Source organism: Nocardia sp. NPDC049935, from assembly GCF_055586645.1.
The window spans coordinates 232,594-249,869 of sequence record NZ_JBVJHV010000003.1 but is presented as its reverse complement, the minus strand read 5'-3'; the positions used below and the strand labels follow the sequence as shown (position 1 = coordinate 249,869).

Here is a 17,276-nt window from a genome sequence, read left to right as displayed (position 1 = left end):
GTAGCCTTTCCCGCAGGTGATTCCGCAGGTAGTCGTAGGGGCCGGGACGGTTTCCGGACGGCGCGTGACCTGGCGTCGCGTGTTGTGTGGGCCTCGCGGCCGACCGGGACAACGCAGGAGGCGTGGTCGAGGTTGTGACGCACCACGAAACGGAACCGGATCATCCACTCTCGGCGGCCCAACTGCGATGGTGGGTGGCTCAGCAGCTGAATCCGGAAATCCCGAACACCGTCGCCATGTACCTCGATCTGCATGGCCCACTCGATATCGGCCTCATGCGGGAATGCGGCCACCGCGCCGCCGGCGAACTGGAATCGCCCAATATCCGGTTGTACTCCGACCTCGGACAGCCACGGCAGCGGGCCGATTCACCGCTGGAATTGCGGGTAGCGGATTTCACCGGCCACCCCGACCCGGTCGCCGCCGCGTCATCGGCTATGGCCGACGACTACGGCGCGCCACTGAATCCCCTGACCGCGGCACTCACCGTCGGGATCCTCTTCCGGGTGGCCGCCGAACGGCATCTGCTGTACCTGCGCAGTCATCATGTGGTCCTCGACGGCGCGGGTGCGGTGGCGCTGTTGCGCCGCACCGGGGAGCTCTACCGGGCCGGTGTGGCCGGGACCACCGCGAAAGCGGCGGGCGCGCTCGATACGGCCGGGATGCTGGCCGCCGAGGACGATTACCGCCGGTCGGCGCGGTCCCGGACGGACCGGGAATTCTGGCAGGCCGAACTCGCGGGATTCGCCGACCCGGTGGGACTGGCGGGTCATCCGGCCGCGCCCCGGCCCCGCCCGCATCGGGTCTCCGCGGTCCTGGACACCCCGGTCGCGGATTCGATCGCGCCGGCCCGGGACCGGCTCGGCGCCACCTTCGGCGAACTCGTGGTCGCCGCGTTCGCGTGCTATCTGTCCCGGCTCACCGCCAGTGACGACACCGTGCTGGCCCTGCCGCTACCGGCTCGCACCACCGCCGCGCTGCGCCGCTCGGCCGGTACGGTTTCGAATGTGGTGCCGCTGCGGCTGACGGGGATCGGCCGCGGCACGGTCGGCGCGGCCATCGCCGACGTCCACCGGCGGGTGCTGGGTGCGCTCCGCCATCAGCGCTACCCGTACGAGGACATCCAGCGTGACCGCGCCGCCGGGCGGGTGGTGCGCGGCGGGTTCGGGCCGGTGATCAACGTCATGGGCTTCGTGGAACCGCTGCGGCTGGGCCCACTCACCGGTACGGCCCAGCTGTTGTCGTCGGGGCCGGTGGAGGATCTGCTGGTCAACGGCTATCAGCTGGGTCCGGACGAACGGACCGTCACCCTCGATTTCCACGGCAACCCCGCCCGCTACAGTGCCGCGACCCTGGCGTGGTACCACCGCGGGTTCCTCGGCTATCTCGGCGCGTTCCTCACCACCTCCGCCGATGCCCCCGTCCCCGAGCCGGACCTGCCCGGACCGAGCGGTTCCGGTACCCGGATGGCCGGAATCCGAACTGCCGAAGCCGGTTCCGGCCGGGTGCGGACGCTGTCCGATCTGCTGCGGGGCGGGTCGGCGGAACCGGGCGCGGTGGCGATCCGCGACGGCAGCCGCGCGGTGACCTATCGCGAACTCGACGAGCAGGCACGTCATTGGGCCGGCGTGCTGCGCGACGCCGGAGTGCGGCCCGGGACGGCGGTCGCCGCGGTGGTGCCGCGATCGATCGAATCGGTGCTCGCGGTGTGGTCGGTGGCCACCTCCGGTGGCTGCCTGGTGCCGATCGATCCCGACGATCCGCCGGACCGTATCGCGACGGTGCTGGCCGGCGCGCGGGTGCGGGCCGGGTTGACGATCTCGGCCGTTCGGGCGACGCTCCCGGCCGGTACGCAGGCCCGAGACGCGAATGCTCCGGAAGCCGGACGGGGGACGGACGGTGCCGGGGCGATCCAGTGGTTCGACCTCGACCGGCCGGCGCCCGCCACCGGCTCGGCCAGGAGTATCAGGCCGCGGCCGGACCACCCGGCGTATCTGATCCACACCTCGGGCACCACGGGAACGCCGAAAGGGGTCCTGGTGGGCCACCGGGGTTTGGGATCGCTCACCGACCACCTCCTGGAGCACTACGGCCTGGATACCGATTCCGTTGTCCTGCACGCGCACTCCCCGGCGTTCGACGCCCATCTCCTGGAACTGCTGGGCGCGTTCGCCGCCGGGGCGCGACTGGTGGTCGCCGCACCCGATACGCCGATGGGCGCGGAACTGGGGCGCCTGGTCCGGACCAGCGGTATCACCCATCTGCTCAGCACCCCGGCGATACTGGCGACTCTGGACCCCGCCGACCTGCCGGATCTGCGGGTTGTGGTGACCGGCGGTGAGACGCCGCCGGCCGAGCTGGTGCGGAAATGGGCGCCGCGGGTCCGGCTGTACAACGGGTACGGCCCCACCGAAGCGACCGTGATGACGATGCAGAGCGATCCGCTCCCGCCCGGCGATCCGGTGCTCATCGGCCCGGTACTGCCCGGGGTGCGGGCGGCACTGCTGGACCGGAGGCTGCGGCCGGCGCCCGCGGGCGGGCACGCGGAGCTGTACATCGGTGGCCCCGGGGTCGCGCTGGGCTATCTGGGTGATCCCGCCGCGACGGCCGCGCGGTTCGTCGCCGATCCGGCGGGCGGCGGGCGGCGGTTGTATCGCACCGGCGATCTCGTGCGGCCGGACCCCGCCGGTTACGAATACCTGGGCCGGGCGGACCGGCAGCTCTCGCTGCACGGCCGCCGGATCGAACCCGCCGAGATCGAATCCGTGCTCGCCGCCGGGCCGGAGGTCGCGCAGGCGGCGGTCACCGTCGCCGGCGGCCCGGGCCCGGCGGCCCGCCTGGTCGGCTATATCGTCGCCGCCCCGGGTCATCCCGTGGACACCGCGGCCACCCTGCGGCGGCTGCGGGCGGCGCTACCCGCCGCCCTGGTGCCCGCGGTGCTGGTGCCGATCGACCGGATTCCGTTGACCTCCAGTGGGAAACTCGATCGGGGCGCTCTGCCCGAACCGGCGCCGGTCCGCGACTATCGGCCACCGGAGACCGATCTGCAGCGGCTGGTCGCCGGGCGGGTCGAGGCCGCCCTCGGTCGCGAATCCGTGGGCCTGGATGACGATTTCTTCGCGCTCGGCGGTAATTCGCTACTGGGAGTGGCACTGTCGGCCGATCTCGCCGAGCGGACCGGAGCCCCGGTCACGGTGCGCTGGCTCTATACCGCGCCGACCGTGGCCGACCTCGCGGAGCGGATCGCGGTGCACGAGACAGTGACGGCGGGTGCGGCGACGGCCGTGAACCGTAGGTCCGTGCCCGGGAACGGGAGCGGGGCGCCGCGGGAATCCGTCGAGGGGATGGAGATCCTGCTTCCGTTGCGGCGCGGCGGCGACCGGCCCCCGCTGTTCTGTTTCCACTCCGCTGTCCCACTCGCCTGGTGCTATGCCGGCCTTTCCCGGTATATCGGGGACCGCCCGGTGTACGGGGTGCAGTCGCCGGTACTGACCCTGCCCGGACCCGCCCCCGGCACTGCGGACGATCTCGCCGAGCACTATGTGCGCGAGATCCTCCGGATGCAGCCGCGGGGGCCGTACCAGCTGCTGGGCTGGTCGCTGGGGGGCCAGCTCGCCCATGCCGCCGGAGTGCGGTTACGGGATCTCGGTTATCCGGTCGCGCTGCTGGTCATGTTGGACAGCGTGGTGTTCCCGCCCGATTCGCCGCCGCCGCCCCGGCCACGGATGCGGGATCTGCTCACCCATCTCCTGGGGGAGGAGCCCGATGAGACGGTCGCTGCCGGGAAACCGGAAATCACCGCCGCCGAGGCCGCCGCAGAGTTGGACGCGGCCGGCGCGGGCCTGGGGACCGGGCTGACCGCCGGTCAGCTCGACCGCCTGCACCGGGCCTATGCGGACGGAGTGGAGATATCGCATCGCTACCGGCCCAGGGTCTTCGACGGCGATCTACTGTACTTCTCGGCCACCCGGGGGGTGACCGAGTTGCTCGGCGGCGGGCTCTGGCGCCCCTACATCACCGGTGAGCTCGTCGAACACCCCGTCGACGCCGCGCACGGGCAGCTGACCAATGCCAATGTGGTGGCCGGGATCGGGCCGGTGCTGGCGTGGCATCTGGCGCGTTGCGGGGAACCGGCGGGCACCCGATGACCGGCCGTCGGGCCCTCGCTTCCGCCGCCGTCCGCCAGGCGGCGGGCGGCGGGGCCGAACTGCCCGAGTTCCGTGGGCCGCGGACCGGTGCCGCCTGGCAGGATGTCTACGCGGACCCGGACCGCTGGTCGCGTTCGCATCCCGACGCGGCGATGCTGACCGAGTGGATCACCGGTTATCTCTGCGAACCGCATCCGGATCTGGGCCGGGACGGGCCGGTCTGCCCGTTCGTGCGGCAGGCCACCCTGCGCCGCGCGCTGTGGATCGCGGTGCTGCCCAGCGGTGACGATCTCACGATGGAAGTCATGTCGGCATCGGTCCTCGATGCCCGCGACCTCTACCAGCGCCTACGTGACGGCAGAGAGGAACGCTGGCTGACCACGGTGACCGCCTTTCCCGGCCTCACCGCTACCGGCCGGGTGGATCAGGTGCACCGGTTGCACAAGTCCGAGGTGGTTCGCGACGGGCTCATGCTGGGCCAGTTCTATCCGGGGTGCCGGGTTCCGGGGCTGTGGAATGCCGATTTCCATCCACTGGACGCGCCCCTGCCGATGCTGGTGATCCGGCCGATGATGACCACCGACTATCCATTCCTGGTTGCGCGTACCGAGTGGCTGTACGCCTATTTCGGGAAGGTGGCGCCCCAGTTGCCGCGTGCACTGCGATGGTCGATCGCGGAGCGGATGCGGGTCTCGGAGGAGGAAGCGGGCCGGATCACCGCGCTGCGGGTCCACGACCGGGACGAACACGCCAGGTGAATGGCCTCGGACCGGTCCGGCGCGTGGTAGAAACCTCGGCATGTACCGGCTGCCGCGTTGCGTGGTGTACCTGTTCATTCTGTCTATCGGCCTGATTCCGGTGGGGGTGGCCGGTCCGGCCGCCGCGGAGGAACCGGCCCGGATTCTCGACGTCCGGCCGCTGGGCGGCCGCCAGCTGGAGGTGGTCGTGCATTCGGCCGCCATGGACAGGCCGATCACGCTGTGGATGTCACATCCCGGCGCCGGGGCGCCCGCCCTGTACCTGCTCAATGCCGTGGACGGCGGCGAGGACGGCGGGCCGTGGATGCGGCGCACCGATGTGGTGGACTTCTTCGCCGACAAACCGGTGAACGTGATCGTGCCGATGGGCGGCCGGGCCAGCTACTACACGGACTGGATCGCCGACGATCCGGTGCTGGGCCGCAGCAAATGGGAAACATTCCTCACCCGCGAACTGCCCCCGCTGCTGGACTCCCGGTTCTCGATGACCGGGCGCAACGCCGTGGCGGGACTGTCGATGTCGGCGACCTCGGCGCTGAACCTGGCGATCCGCGCTCCGGGACTGTACCGGGCGGCCGGCGCCTACAGCGGATGCACGCGGACCAGCGATCCGGCTGCCCGAGCCATCGTGTATTCACAGCTGGCACTGTTCGGCGCGAACGCCACCAATATGTGGGGCGCACCCGGCGATCCGGCCTGGCTCGACCACGATCCGATGCTGCATCTGGAACGCCTGCGGGGTATCGCACTGTATGTTTCCTCCGGCAACGGGGCGCCCGGGCAGCACGAGGTACTGGAATCGCGCGGCATCGACGGTGATCCGCTGCGCCTGGCCGACCGGGTGCTCGTCGGCGGGGTCATGGAGGGCGTGGTCGGCAACTGCACCGGTCCGCTGGTGGCGGCGCTGGCCGCCGCCCGGATTCCGGCGACGGTGCATCTGCATCCCGGTACCCACGCCTGGGCCTACTGGCAGGACGATCTGCACCGGTCCTGGCCGGTATTCGCGGGCGCGCTCGGAGTCTGACCGCGCGCCGGCGGCCCGGGCGGGTACCGGGTCAGACCCGGTACCAGGTGAAAGGTTCGTCGCGGGTCGGGCCGTACTGCTCGATCCGGTCGAACAGCCAGGCGGCGGGTTCCACGACGGCGCTGCGGCCCTGGGCGTCGTCGTAGGCCACCAGGATGCCGACGAACGCGGCATGGCCGTCGGAGGTCTGCCGGTAGACCACCGCGCCGGAATCGCCGCCCTCGGCGCCGAGGGCGTTGCTCACGTAGAGCCACTTCTCGGTGGCCTCGGTGATCGTGCCGCAGCTCCACCCCGTGGTGGCGCCGATCTTGCAGACCTCCTGGCCCAGTTGGGGTTTCATATCCATGGTGGACAGGCCGAAGCGGCCCATGGACGCGGCGACGCCGATACCTTCGTAGAGCCGGACGAGGCCGAACCCGAACTCGAGGCCGTCGTCGGGGTGGTGGAATTCGAACCAGCCGATGGGATTGCCGACCTTGTCGGTGACGATGCCCGGGTGATAGCAGTGCCCGGCCGTCACCGCGTACTGCGCCGCTCCGATCGATCCGGTGAGCCCGATCGTGCAGGTGTCGATCACCGCTTTACCGTCGGTGATCGTGGTGTGCCGGATCTCCATACCGGGATGGACCGTGACCGCCGGGGTCGCCGCGGCGAGTGGGCCGGGCAGCAGGACGGTGGCGGCCGCCACGATGATCGGGGCCAGCACGGTGGGAATCGGAAGGCGGCGTCGCCCCCGCCGATGAACGCCGAACATTCGCCTACCTCGAACCTGCTCGGGCGACCGCCGACGGCGGTCGGATCGGCAGCAGCGTAGACGATCGGCGGCCGGTACGCGCGCCGGTGGCTTCCCAGCGGCTGGAAGCGGGCCGGGAACACGCCGCGGATCGGCGCCGCCACGGGCGCCCGGATGTGTAAACAAATGTAAACCGCTGGAGAAGCCACGATTTCCGAAATTTCACCGGATCGGCCGGAAAGGTCCGTCCGGCGCCCGGGGCGGTCGGGTTTCCCGCGGTTTTCCCAGGTTCTCCGCCGGGCGCGCGATACCGCGCGACCGCTCACCGTGACCGTCACGTTGCGGTGACCTCACACCTCACCGACCTGCGGTTTTCGATGTGAGAAGACCGTTTGGCCAGGTCGGGCGGCGTCCTTACAGTTCGTATCGACTGTGTATGAGAGCGGGCGCCGCGTGGTCACGCGGCACCACCGCTTCCCGGCCCGACGCGCTCGTACACAACATCAGCCCGAAATCACCGCTTGCAGAAAAGGGGGCGTCGTGGTTGCCTCACGAACTCCGGGCTCGGCGCGTACCGGCACCGATCGGCCCGCCGGGGACGCCGGCGACGCACTCCTGCGACTGGGGAAATATTTCCAGCGTGGCGAGGTCTCCGCGGATCAGCGCACCGTGCACAAGGTCGGCGGCCGCGACGGCGACGAGTTCTACCGGGACCGCTGGTCGCACGACAAGGTGGTGCGCTCCACCCACGGTGTGAACTGTACGGGGTCGTGCTCCTGGAAGATCTACGTGAAAGACGGTGTGATCACCTGGGAATCCCAGCAGACCGACTATCCGTCCGTCGGATCCGACAAACCCGAATACGAGCCGCGCGGCTGCCCGCGCGGGGCGTCGTTCTCCTGGTACACCTACTCGCCCGCCCGGGTGCGGTACCCGTACGTGCGCGGCACCCTCCTGGAGCTGTACCGCGAAGCGAAGCGGGAGCTCAAGGACCCGGTGCTGGCATGGGCCGATATCGTCGAGGATCCCGAGCGCGCCCGGAAGTACAAGGCGGCGCGCGGCAAGGGCGGATTCGTCCGCGCCGAATGGTGGGAGGCCGCCGAGATCGCCGCGGCGGCACATGTCCACACGATCAAGAAGTACGGCCCGGACCGGGTCGCGGGGTTCTCGCCGATCCCGGCCATGTCGATGGTCAGTCACGCGGTCGGCGCGCGGTTCATCTCGCTGCTGGGCGGGTCGATGCTGTCGTTCTACGACTGGTACGCCGATCTGCCGGTGGCCTCGCCGCAGGTGTTCGGCGACCAGACCGATGTTCCGGAATCGGCGGACTGGTTCGACGCGGGCTACCTGATCATGTGGGGCTCCAATGTCCCGGTGACCCGGACCCCCGACGCCCACTACATGACCGAGGCCCGCTACCGCGGCCAGAAGGTCGTGGTGGTATCCCCGGACTACGCCGACAACACCAAATTCGCCGACGAATGGGTGGCGGCCCGGCCGGGTACCGACGCCGCGCTCGCCATGGCCATGGGCCATGTGGTGCTGCGCGAATTCTTCGTCGACCGGCAGACGCCCCGGTTCCTGGACTACATCCGCAAGTACACCGATCTGCCCTTCCTGGTCACACTGGAGGAGGGCGCGGACGGGGTCGCGGTACCGGGGAAATTCCTCACCGCAGCCGATCTCGGCAGCACCGAGGAGGGCGCGCAATTCCGGACCGTGCTGCTCGACGGTGACGGTGCGCCGGTGGTGCCGAACGGGTCGCTGGGGGATCGGTTCGGCGAGAACGGCGCCGGACGCTGGAATCTGGATCTCGGGGGTGTCGAGCCACTCCTGACGCTGTACGGCCGCACCGACGATGCTGCGGCCGTACAGTTCCCCCGGTTCGATTCGGATGTCCCCGGGGTGCTGACCAGGGGTGTTCCCACGTCGGTGGTCGCCGGGAAACGGGTCACCACGGTGTTCGACCTGCTGCTCGCGCAGTACGCGGTGGGCCGGCCGGGACTGCCCGGCACCTGGCCCACCGGCTACGACGACGCGTCCGAGCCCTACACCCCCGCCTGGCAGGAGGCCATCACCGGGGTCCCCGCCGTGCAGGCGCAGCGGATCGCCCGCGAATTCGCCGATAACGCCGACCGTTCCGGCGGCCGGTCCATGATCCTCATGGGCGCGGGCACCAACCACTGGTTCCATTCCGATCAGATCTACCGGTCCTTCTTCACCCTGACCCTGCTCACCGGCTGCCAGGGTGTGAACGGCGGCGGCTGGGCGCACTACGTGGGTCAGGAGAAATGCCGCCCGGTGACCGGCTGGGGCACGCTCGCGTTCGGGCTGGACTGGCAGCGCCCGCCGCGCCAGATGCAGGGCACCGTGTTCTGGTACCTCACCAACGACCAGTGGCGCTACGACCCGTTCACCGCCGACGCCTTTTCCTCCCCGCTCGGGACAGGGAAGTTCGCTGGCCGCACGGCCGCGGACAATATCGCGCTGGCGACCCGGCTGGGCTGGATGCCCTCGTACCCGACCTTCGACCGCAACCCGCTGGACCTGGCCGACGAGGCCGAGGCCGCCGGGCGGCCCGCCGCCGACCACGTGGTGGACGGGCTGAAATCCGGTGACCTCCGGTTCGCCTGCGAGGATCCCGACGCCCCGGAGAACTTCCCCCGGGTGCTCACCGTGTGGCGGGCCAATCTGCTCGGTTCCTCCGGGAAGGGCAACGAGTACTTCCACCGGCATCTGCTCGGGGCGGATTCCAATCTGCAGACCACCGACACCACCGGGGTGCGCCCGGAGGAACTGGTCTGGCGCGAGGAGGCCGCCACCGGGAAGCTGGATCTGCTGCTCTCCCTGGATTTCCGGATGACCAGCACCACGCTGTTCTCCGATATCGTGCTCCCGGCCGCCACCTGGTACGAGAAACACGACCTGTCCTCGACCGATATGCACCCGTTCGTGCACGCCTTCACCCCGGCCATCTCCCCGCCGTGGGAGGCGAAAACCGATTTCGAGGCGTTCCACCGGATCGCCCGCGGGTTCTCCTGGCTGGCCGAGAAGCATCTCGGGGTGCGCAAGGACATCGTCGCGGTACCGCTGCAGCACGATTCACCGGATGCGATGGCGCAGGCGGGCGGCCGGGTACTGGACTGGAAGGCCGGGGAATGCGAACCGGTCCCGGGTAAGACCATGCCGAAACTGGTGGTGGTCGAACGGGATTACCCGAAGCTCGCCGAGAAGATGGCCGCGCTGGGGCCGCTGGTGGAAACGCTGGGTCTCACGGTCAAGGGGGTCACCACTCATCCCGACGCCGAAGTCGAATACCTGGCGGGCATGAACGGGACCGTCGTATCCGGTGCGGCGCAGGGCCGGCCGTCGCTGGCCAAGGACCAGCACGCCGCGGAGGCGATCCTGGCACTGTCGGGAACCACCAACGGCCGTCTCGCGGTGGAGGGCTTCCACGCCCTGGAACGCCGCACCGGCACCGAACTGGCCGATCTCGCGGCCGAACACGAGGGTAAGCGCATCACCTTCGCCGATACCCAGGCGCGGCCGGTACCGGTGATCACCTCGCCGGAATGGTCGGGCAGCGAAACCGGCGGGCGCCGCTATTCGCCGTTCACCATCAATACCGAGCGGCTCAAACCCTGGCACACCCTCACCGGACGGCAGCATTTCTATCTGGACCACGACTGGATGATCGAACTCGGCGAACAACTGCCGACCTTCCGGCCGCCGCTGGATATGACGGCACTGTTCGCCGAACCCGGGGTCGGCGAGGTGAGTGAGCGGGGGGTCACCGTGCGGTACCTGACCCCGCACTCCAAATGGTCGATCCACTCCGCCTACCAGGACAACCTGCATATGCTCACGCTCTCGCGGGGCGGGCAGACCATCTGGATGTCGGAGAAGGACGCCGCCAAGATCGGTGTCGCCGACAACGACTGGATCGAGGCGATCAACCGCAACGGTGTGGTGGTGGCCCGCGCCATCGTCTCGCACCGGATGCCCGAGGGCACGGTGTTCATGTACCACGCGCAGGACCGCGCGGTGGACGTCCCGCGGATCGAGGGCACCGCGGAAACCGGCGAGAACTTCAAGGGCAAGGGCAAACGCGGCGGTATCCACAACGCGCTCACCCGGATCATGATCAAACCCACCCATCTGATCGGCGGCTACGCCCAGCAGTCGTTCGCGATCAACTACCACGGCCCGACCGGTAATCAGCGCGACGAGGTCACCACGATCCGCCGCCGCAGCCAGCAGGTGGAGTACTGACGTGATCGGGTCGACTACGGAGGAATCGCTATGCGCGTGATGGCGCAAATGGCCATGGTCATGAACCTCGACAAATGCATCGGCTGCCATACCTGCTCGGTGACCTGTAAGCAGGCGTGGACCAACCGCGGCGGCACCGAGTACGTCTGGTTCAACAATGTGGAGACCCGGCCCGGCCAGGGCTATCCGCGGCAGTACCAGGACCAGGAGAAGTGGAAGGGCGGCTGGACGCTGAACAAGCGCGGCAAGCTGACCCTGAAATCGGGGTCGCGGCTGAAGCGGCTGCTGAACATCTTCGCCAACCCCGATCTGCCGACCATCGAGGACTACTACGAGCCCTGGAGCTACGAATACGACAACCTGCTGTCCTCCCCGGCCATCGACACCACCCCGGTGGCCCGGCCGAAATCGCTGATCACGGGCGAGGACACCAAGGTCACCTGGGGCGCCAACTGGGACGACGATCTGGGGTCGGGTCCGGAGCAGGTGGCCAAGGATCCGCTGCTGGCCCGGGTCTCCGAGCAGGTGAAGCTCGAATTCGAAGAGACCTTCATGTTCTACCTGCCGCGGATCTGCGAGCACTGCCTCAATCCGTCGTGCGCGGCGTCGTGCCCGTCGGGGGCGATCTACAAACGGTCCGAGGACGGCATCGTCCTGGTGGACCAGGACAAATGCCGCGGCTGGCGCCAGTGCATGACCGGCTGCCCGTACAAGAAGATCTACTTCAACCACAAAACCGGTAAAGCCGAGAAATGCACCTTCTGCTATCCGCGGGTGGAGGTCGGGATTCCGACCGTGTGCTCGGAGACCTGCGTCGGACGGCTGCGCTATATCGGCGTCATGCTCTACGACGCCGACGCGGTGCTCGAGGCGGCGTCGGTCACCGACGACAAGGATCTGTATCCGAGCCAGCTCGGTGTGTTCCTGAATCCGCACGATCCACGGGTGATCGCGGAGGCCGAACGGGCCGGGATCTCGCCGGAATGGATTCAGGCCGCTCAGGATTCGCCGGTGTACAAGCTGATCGTCGATTATCAGATCGCGCTACCGCTGCATCCGGAGTACCGCACCATGCCGATGGTCTGGTACGTGCCGCCGCTGTCGCCGGTGGTGGATGTGCTCTCCGAGACCGGGCACGACGGCGAGGATCACGCCAACCTGTTCGGCGCCATCGACGCGCTGCGGATTCCGGTGGAGTACCTGGCCGAACTGTTCACCGCCGGTGAGGTGGGGCCGGTGCGGGCGGCCCTGCAGCGACTGGCCGGTATGCGCGCGTTCATGCGTTCCATCAACCTGGGCCAGGAACCCGATCCGGCGATCGCGCCCTCGGTGCGGCTGGAACCGGAGGAGATCGAGGCCATGTACCGGCTGCTGGCCATCGCGAAATACGAGCACCGGTATGTGATCCCGACCGGCGCCGGGGCGCGGGCCCACGAACTGGATTCGCTGGCCACCGGGTGCAGTCTGGACAACGACGGCGGTCCGGGGATGACCGCCTTCGATCAGATGGTGGAGAAATTCCATCTCACCGACAGCAACGAGGCCGCCCCGGAGGAGAAATCGGGACGGATCAACCTGCTCAACTGGGACGGAAAGAGCACCGACGGGTTGGTGCCGGTCGGGGCCGGCGGTTCGAACGGCAGCTCTGCCGAGGGCGCCGGTGCGAACGGCACGGCGCCCGGCCGGGGCGCCACCAACGGTGAGGCCGCCAACGGTCACGGCCCGAACGGGCACGCCGCGAACGGCAACGGCAACGGATGCGGTGTGAACGGGAACGGAGCTCAGGCGAACGGTGGCACGGCAGTGGCGCCCGGAACCACGGAGGCCCACCGGTGATACGCGACCGCGGAGACGGCGTCCTCCCGGATCCACAGCAACCCGCTCCGAGGAGTAACCGATGGCTCTGCTGAAACTGCGCCGCCGTCCCGAACCGGCGCTGGCGATGAGCGAGCGCGACCGCCGGATCGTCTGGCGGACGGCCGCGCTGCTGCTCGACTATCCCGGGGCCGGCACTCTCGCGATGCTCGACCGGCTCGCCGCGGCGGTGCGCGATCTGCCCGAACCGGTGCGGACCCAGTTGTCGGAGTTCTGTGACCATCTGCGCGTCACACCCGAACTCGAACTGGCCGCCCGCTACGTCGAAACCTTCGATATGCGGCGCCGCGCCAGTCTGCATCTCACCTTCTACGCCTACGGCGACACCCGCAAACGCGGGATGGCGCTGTTGCGGTTCAAGCACGCCTACCGGCACGCCGGGGTGGAACTCGGCGAATCCGAGCTGCCCGACCATCTCCCGGTGCTGCTGGAATTCGCGGCCACCGTCGACCCCGTGGGCGGGGAACGCCTGCTCGGCGAGCACGTTCCGGTGCTGGAACTGCTGCGGTTGTCGCTGGCGGACAACGGTTCCCCCTACGCCGGGGTGCTGGCGGCGGTCGTATCCACCCTCGCCCCGCCCACCACCGCGGACCGGCGGCGCATCGCCGAACTCGCCGCCCAGGGTCCGCCGGAGGAAGAGGTCGGCCTCGAACCCTTCGCCATGGACCCGACGATGCCGGACCGAGCGGAAGGCCGCCGATGAACTCCACCCTGTGGATGACCCTGCCCTACGTGGCGTTCACCTCCTTCGTCCTCGGCCATATCTGGCGCTACCGCAACGACCAGTTCGGCTGGACCACCCGCTCCTCGCAGATCTACGAATCGCGACTGCTGCGGCTGGGCAGCCCGCTGTTCCATTTCGGCATGCTCGGGGTCTTCGGCGGTCATGTGGTCGGGGTGCTGATTCCCGAATCGTGGACCGCCGCTATCGGTATCAGCGAACACGCCTACCATCTGGTCGCGGTGAGCGCGGGCACGGTCGCCGGGGTGATGGTGCTCGCCGGTATCGGGATCCTGCTCTACCGCCGGTTCACGGTTCCGGCGGTGCGCAAGGCCACCACCACCAACGACAAATTCATGTACTTCCTGCTCGGCGGCGCGCTGATCACGGGCATGCTGAATACGGTCGGCAGCAACCTGCTGTGGGGTACCTACAACTACCGGGAAACGGTGTCTCCGTGGTTCCGCAGCCTGTTCACCCTGAGCCCGCAGCCGGAACTCATGGTCGGTACGCCCTGGACCTTCCAGGCGCACGGGCTGTTCGTCCTGGTCCTGGTCGCGGTCTGGCCGTATACGCGGCTGGTGCACATGTTCTCGGCGCCGGTCGGCTATCTGGTCCGGCCGTACGTGGTGTATCGGAGCAAGGAGACGGCCGGACCGGATAAGCGCCGGTACGCGCGCGCCTGGGACGCCCCGGTCACCCCGGAGCGCTGGGGCTGATCCCGGAGCCGTACCCGGTCGTCACAGGGGGATGAACTCCACGAGCGTGTCGTCGGGCGCGTCGGCGGGGACCACGACCAGCCCGTCGCGGTCGACGAGACCGCCGAGGTGGGCGGTGCGGATGGCGGCATCCCCGACCCAGCCGCCGTCCGGGCCCGCGTAGCGGGCGGGCACGATGCGGGTCACCGGGCCCGATATCTCGGCGGCATTGCGCAGCGGGCCGACGGCCCGGCGTGGGGGGAGGGCCCCGGTACGGCCGCCGACGATATCGGGAATCAGGGCCAGCAGGGTCGCGATCGCGGCGTAGGGATTACCGGGCAGTCCGAGAACCGTGGTCTCCGAGGATATTTCGGCGACCACCGTGGATCCGCCCGGACGCAGGGCCAGCCGTGGCACCAGGATCCGGGATCCGGCGCGGTCGAGGGCGCCGCGCAACTGGTCGGCGGCGCCGCCGCCGGTGGCGCCCACCACCAGCAGCAGATCGCAATCCCCGGCCGTGGCCAGGACCTGGTCGAAACCGTGCGCGGTATCGCGCAGATGCACCCGGTCGGCAGTGGTGACGCCGTGCGCGGTCAGCAGGCCGGGCAGGATCGGGCCGATCGAATCGCGGGTCTGACCGGCCTGGAGCGGGCCGGTGCTGCGGATCTCGTCGCCGGTCATGACGATCCGGGCCCGGACCGGCCCGCGCACCCGGCCGGTTTCCACCTCCACCGCGGCGGCGGCGGAGACCAGCGCCGGGGTCACCGGGGTACCGGCAGGGGCGATCTCGTCACCCGGGGCACGGTCCTCCCCGCGCCGGCGGATATCGGAACGGACCGGTGAATCCGGGCGGCGGTGCAACCGGCGGTCGGCGCCGGTGTCGGCGAATTCGTCGCGCAGCACCCGGGTCGCGCCCTCCGGGACCTGCGCGCCGGTGGCGATCCGGACCGCCTCGCCGGGGCGCAGACCGTCCGCGCGCCGGCCGCCGGCGTAGCCGATATCGGCGCGCAACTCCCACGGGCCCTCCCCGGCCACGGCGTAGCCGTCCATCGCGGAGACATCGAAGCGGGGCAGCGCCTCCGCGGCCGTCAGCGGGGCGGCCAGGGCGGCGCCCGCGGTGGTCCGGAGCCGGGCGGGCCGGTCCGGCAGCCGGGACAGCCCGGTGCGCAGGATGTCCCGGGCCCGTTCCAGTTCCAGCGGTTCGGTCGCGGGGGCGGGGGCGGCCAGGGCCGCGCGGGCGGCGTCGATATCGCCGGGCGTATCGCAGTCGTCGATCCCCGCCAGGGCCACGATGGTGGTGTGGGCGGGTACCAGCGCCTTCATCGGCTGGTTCACGACGGTGCCGAGTTCGCGCAGCCGCGCGGCCAGCGGCGCCGTCCGCCAGACACCGATCAGGTACTGGGGCCGGCCGGACCCGTCGGCGGCGAATACCGCGTCCGCCGGACCCGATCGCCGGAGCAGTTCCGCGATTGCGGAATCGGTGAGGAAGGGCATATCGGCGGCGAGGATCACCACCTGGGGCGCCGGATCACCCAGGGCGGCCAGACCGGCCGCCACCGCCGCCACCGGCCCCGACCCGGGCTCGGCTTCGCGGGTCTGCAGTATCCCGGCGCCGAGTTCCGGGCGCGGCGGGCCCACCACGACCGTGCGGCCCAGCGCGGACACCGCGGCCAGCGCGGTATCCAGCATGGAACGCCCGCCCACGATCAGGCCGGGTTTGTCGACACCGCCCATCCGGGCGGCCCGGCCCCCGGCCAGCACGATCACATCGGGAGCCGGTGCAGAATTCGGCATGCGCCCATGCTATTCGCCGTCTGGGACGATCCGGATCGCCGGGCGGCGGCGCCGCGCGCCGGTCGCGGCCGGCCGGAAGGCCGGGTATGCGGGGCGGGTCAGGGGAAGCGGTGGCGGGCGGTGCGCAGTTTCACGCGGCCGTCGGTGACGGGGACGCCCTCGGCGGCCAGGAGCCGCAGCTGTCGCTCGGTGAGGTGCGCCGCGGGCCTTCCGGAGGCGCCGATGACCCGGTGCCACGGCAGATCGCCGGCATCGGTGCGCATGATCCAGCCCACCGTGCGCGGCGTCGACAGCCCGGCCGCCGCGGCGATATCGCCATAGGTCGCCACCCGCCCCGGCGGGATCGAGGCCACCAGATCACGCACCCGTTCGATCTCCTCGTCGGTCGTCGCCACCGGCCCGCCTACAGTGCCGCGCGGATCAGCGCCGCGGTGTCCTCGGGCAGGACCTGCGACACCATATGGTCGCAGTCCCACTCGTGCGCGACCAGGTTCGCGCCGAGTCGGGCGGTAAGCGCGGCGCGCAACTCCGGTGTCACGAACGGCGGCTCCACCTTCGTCGCCCGCACCAGAACGGTCGGCAGACCGGGCTCCGGCAGCACCGCCTCCCGCGCGAGTTGGCCCCAGTAGGCGATCAGGGCGGCGGTATCGACCCGCCAGCCCACCCGGCCCCCGGCGGTGGGCACCAGGTGCTCGTCCAGTTCGGCCTGCAGCAGTCCGGGCGCGGCCGCGCCCCAGCCGGTGGCGAGTTTGTCCATCCGGGCCTCCTCGACATCGGTGTAGTCGGGGGAGCCGAGGGTCGCGGTCGCGATCTCCGCCAGCCACCGCGGGTCCAGCGCGACCGCCGGGTCCAGTAGCACCAGACCGCGGACCAGCTCCGGATGGCGGTGGGCCAGATGCAACGCGCAGGCGCCGCCGAAGGAATGCGCCACCACCAGCACCGGCTCCGCGGTCTCGGCGGTGATCACAGCCACCAGATCCGCCACCACGGTTTCGAAATCCCACGGCGGGAGCGCACTCGACCGGCCGTGTCCGCGCAGGTCCGGTGCGACCACGCGGACGTCGGGCAGCAACCCCTCGGCCAGCGCCGCCCAGCGCCCGCCGTGACCGGTGAGGCCGTGCAGGGCCAGCACCACCGGCCCGGTCGCCGGGCCGAAACGATGAACATGCAGTGTGGACACGGTGACATTCTCATCGCTGTGCCGGACACCCGCAGCGCGGGTGGGTCCGGTGCGGTGTCGGCCCCGTCTGTTG

11 protein-coding genes are annotated in these 17,276 nt (G+C 70.2%); 7 read left to right on the top strand and 4 right to left on the bottom strand.

All coding sequences use genetic code 11. The features are described from left to right. Positions 1 to 122 precede the first annotated feature (122 nt). The 3 genes from ACZ6SF_RS14075 to ACZ6SF_RS14065 are packed head-to-tail and all read left to right on the top strand — an operon-like array spanning position 123 to position 5,930. Positions 123 to 4,148 (top strand): amino acid adenylation domain-containing protein, encoded by a 4,026-nt coding sequence (locus tag ACZ6SF_RS14075; protein ID WP_466062504.1) that lies wholly within the window; start codon positions 123 to 125, stop codon positions 4,146 to 4,148. Continuing rightward, positions 4,145 to 4,906 carry a DUF6875 domain-containing protein gene (locus ACZ6SF_RS14070; protein WP_466062503.1) on the top strand — a complete coding sequence of 254 codons (762 nt, stop codon included), beginning with the start codon at positions 4,145 to 4,147 and terminating at the stop codon, positions 4,904 to 4,906. Before ACZ6SF_RS14075 ends, ACZ6SF_RS14070 begins: the two co-directional genes overlap by 4 nt. Before the next feature lie 40 nt (positions 4,907 to 4,946). Continuing rightward, the gene (locus ACZ6SF_RS14065) at positions 4,947 to 5,930 is read left to right on the top strand and encodes an alpha/beta hydrolase (protein ID WP_466062502.1); all 984 of its coding nucleotides are present in this window, start codon (positions 4,947 to 4,949) and stop codon (positions 5,928 to 5,930) included. A 31-nt stretch (positions 5,931 to 5,961) separates the two neighbouring features. Here the strand turns inward: ACZ6SF_RS14065 and ACZ6SF_RS14060 are convergent, their stop codons facing one another. Then, a complete protein-coding gene (locus ACZ6SF_RS14060) occupies positions 5,962 to 6,636 on the bottom strand; it encodes a chymotrypsin family serine protease (RefSeq protein ID WP_466062501.1) in 675 nt (224 codons plus the stop codon). A gap of 567 nt (positions 6,637 to 7,203) precedes the next feature. Here ACZ6SF_RS14060 and ACZ6SF_RS14055 point away from each other — a divergent pair. The 4 genes from ACZ6SF_RS14055 to narI all read left to right on the top strand — a co-directional run bounded on the left by ACZ6SF_RS14055 (position 7,204) and on the right by narI (position 14,250). After that, positions 7,204 to 10,935, top strand: a complete 3,732-nt coding sequence (locus tag ACZ6SF_RS14055) for a nitrate reductase subunit alpha (RefSeq protein WP_466062500.1) — start codon at positions 7,204 to 7,206, stop codon at positions 10,933 to 10,935. 39 nt (positions 10,936 to 10,974) lie between these two features. Further along, complete coding sequence (narH, locus tag ACZ6SF_RS14050) at positions 10,975 to 12,771, top strand: nitrate reductase subunit beta (protein ID WP_466062981.1); 1,797 nt, start codon at positions 10,975 to 10,977, stop codon at positions 12,769 to 12,771. Between the two features lie 61 nt (positions 12,772 to 12,832). Beyond that, positions 12,833 to 13,513: a nitrate reductase molybdenum cofactor assembly chaperone gene (narJ, locus tag ACZ6SF_RS14045; protein ID WP_466062499.1), complete on the top strand. Its 681-nt coding sequence runs from the start codon at positions 12,833 to 12,835 to the stop codon at positions 13,511 to 13,513. Beyond that, positions 13,510 to 14,250, top strand: a complete 741-nt coding sequence (gene narI, locus ACZ6SF_RS14040; protein WP_466062498.1) for a respiratory nitrate reductase subunit gamma — start codon at positions 13,510 to 13,512, stop codon at positions 14,248 to 14,250. The genes narJ and narI overlap by 4 nt, the downstream gene beginning before the upstream one ends. A gap of 21 nt (positions 14,251 to 14,271) precedes the next feature. Here the strand turns inward: narI and ACZ6SF_RS14035 are convergent, their stop codons facing one another. The 3 genes from ACZ6SF_RS14035 to ACZ6SF_RS14025 all read right to left on the bottom strand — a co-directional run bounded on the left by ACZ6SF_RS14035 (position 14,272) and on the right by ACZ6SF_RS14025 (position 17,203). Beyond that, positions 14,272 to 16,023, bottom strand: a complete 1,752-nt coding sequence (locus ACZ6SF_RS14035; RefSeq protein ID WP_466062497.1) for an NTP transferase domain-containing protein — start codon at positions 16,021 to 16,023, stop codon at positions 14,272 to 14,274. Positions 16,024 to 16,121: 98 nt separating this feature from the next. Then, the gene (locus ACZ6SF_RS14030; RefSeq protein WP_466062496.1) at positions 16,122 to 16,418 is read right to left on the bottom strand and encodes an MGMT family protein; all 297 of its coding nucleotides are present in this window, start codon (positions 16,416 to 16,418) and stop codon (positions 16,122 to 16,124) included. 8 nt (positions 16,419 to 16,426) lie between these two features. Continuing rightward, a complete protein-coding gene (locus ACZ6SF_RS14025) occupies positions 16,427 to 17,203 on the bottom strand; it encodes an alpha/beta fold hydrolase (protein ID WP_466062495.1) in 777 nt (258 codons plus the stop codon). Positions 17,204 to 17,276 lie beyond the last annotated feature (73 nt).

Excerpts from the sequence above, each read along its gene's own strand:
- ACZ6SF_RS14070 (WP_466062503.1), top strand. The coding sequence starts at position 4,145 with ATGACCGGCCGTCGGGCCCTCGCTTCCGCCGCCGTCCGCCAGGCGGCG.
- ACZ6SF_RS14065 (WP_466062502.1), top strand. The coding sequence starts at position 4,947 with ATGTACCGGCTGCCGCGTTGCGTGGTGTACCTGTTCATTCTGTCTATC.
- narH (WP_466062981.1), top strand. The coding sequence starts at position 10,975 with ATGGCGCAAATGGCCATGGTCATGAACCTCGACAAATGCATCGGCTGC.
- narJ (WP_466062499.1), top strand. The coding sequence starts at position 12,833 with ATGGCTCTGCTGAAACTGCGCCGCCGTCCCGAACCGGCGCTGGCGATG.
- narI (WP_466062498.1), top strand. The coding sequence starts at position 13,510 with ATGAACTCCACCCTGTGGATGACCCTGCCCTACGTGGCGTTCACCTCC.
- ACZ6SF_RS14035 (WP_466062497.1), bottom strand. The coding sequence starts at position 16,023 with ATGCCGAATTCTGCACCGGCTCCCGATGTGATCGTGCTGGCCGGGGGC.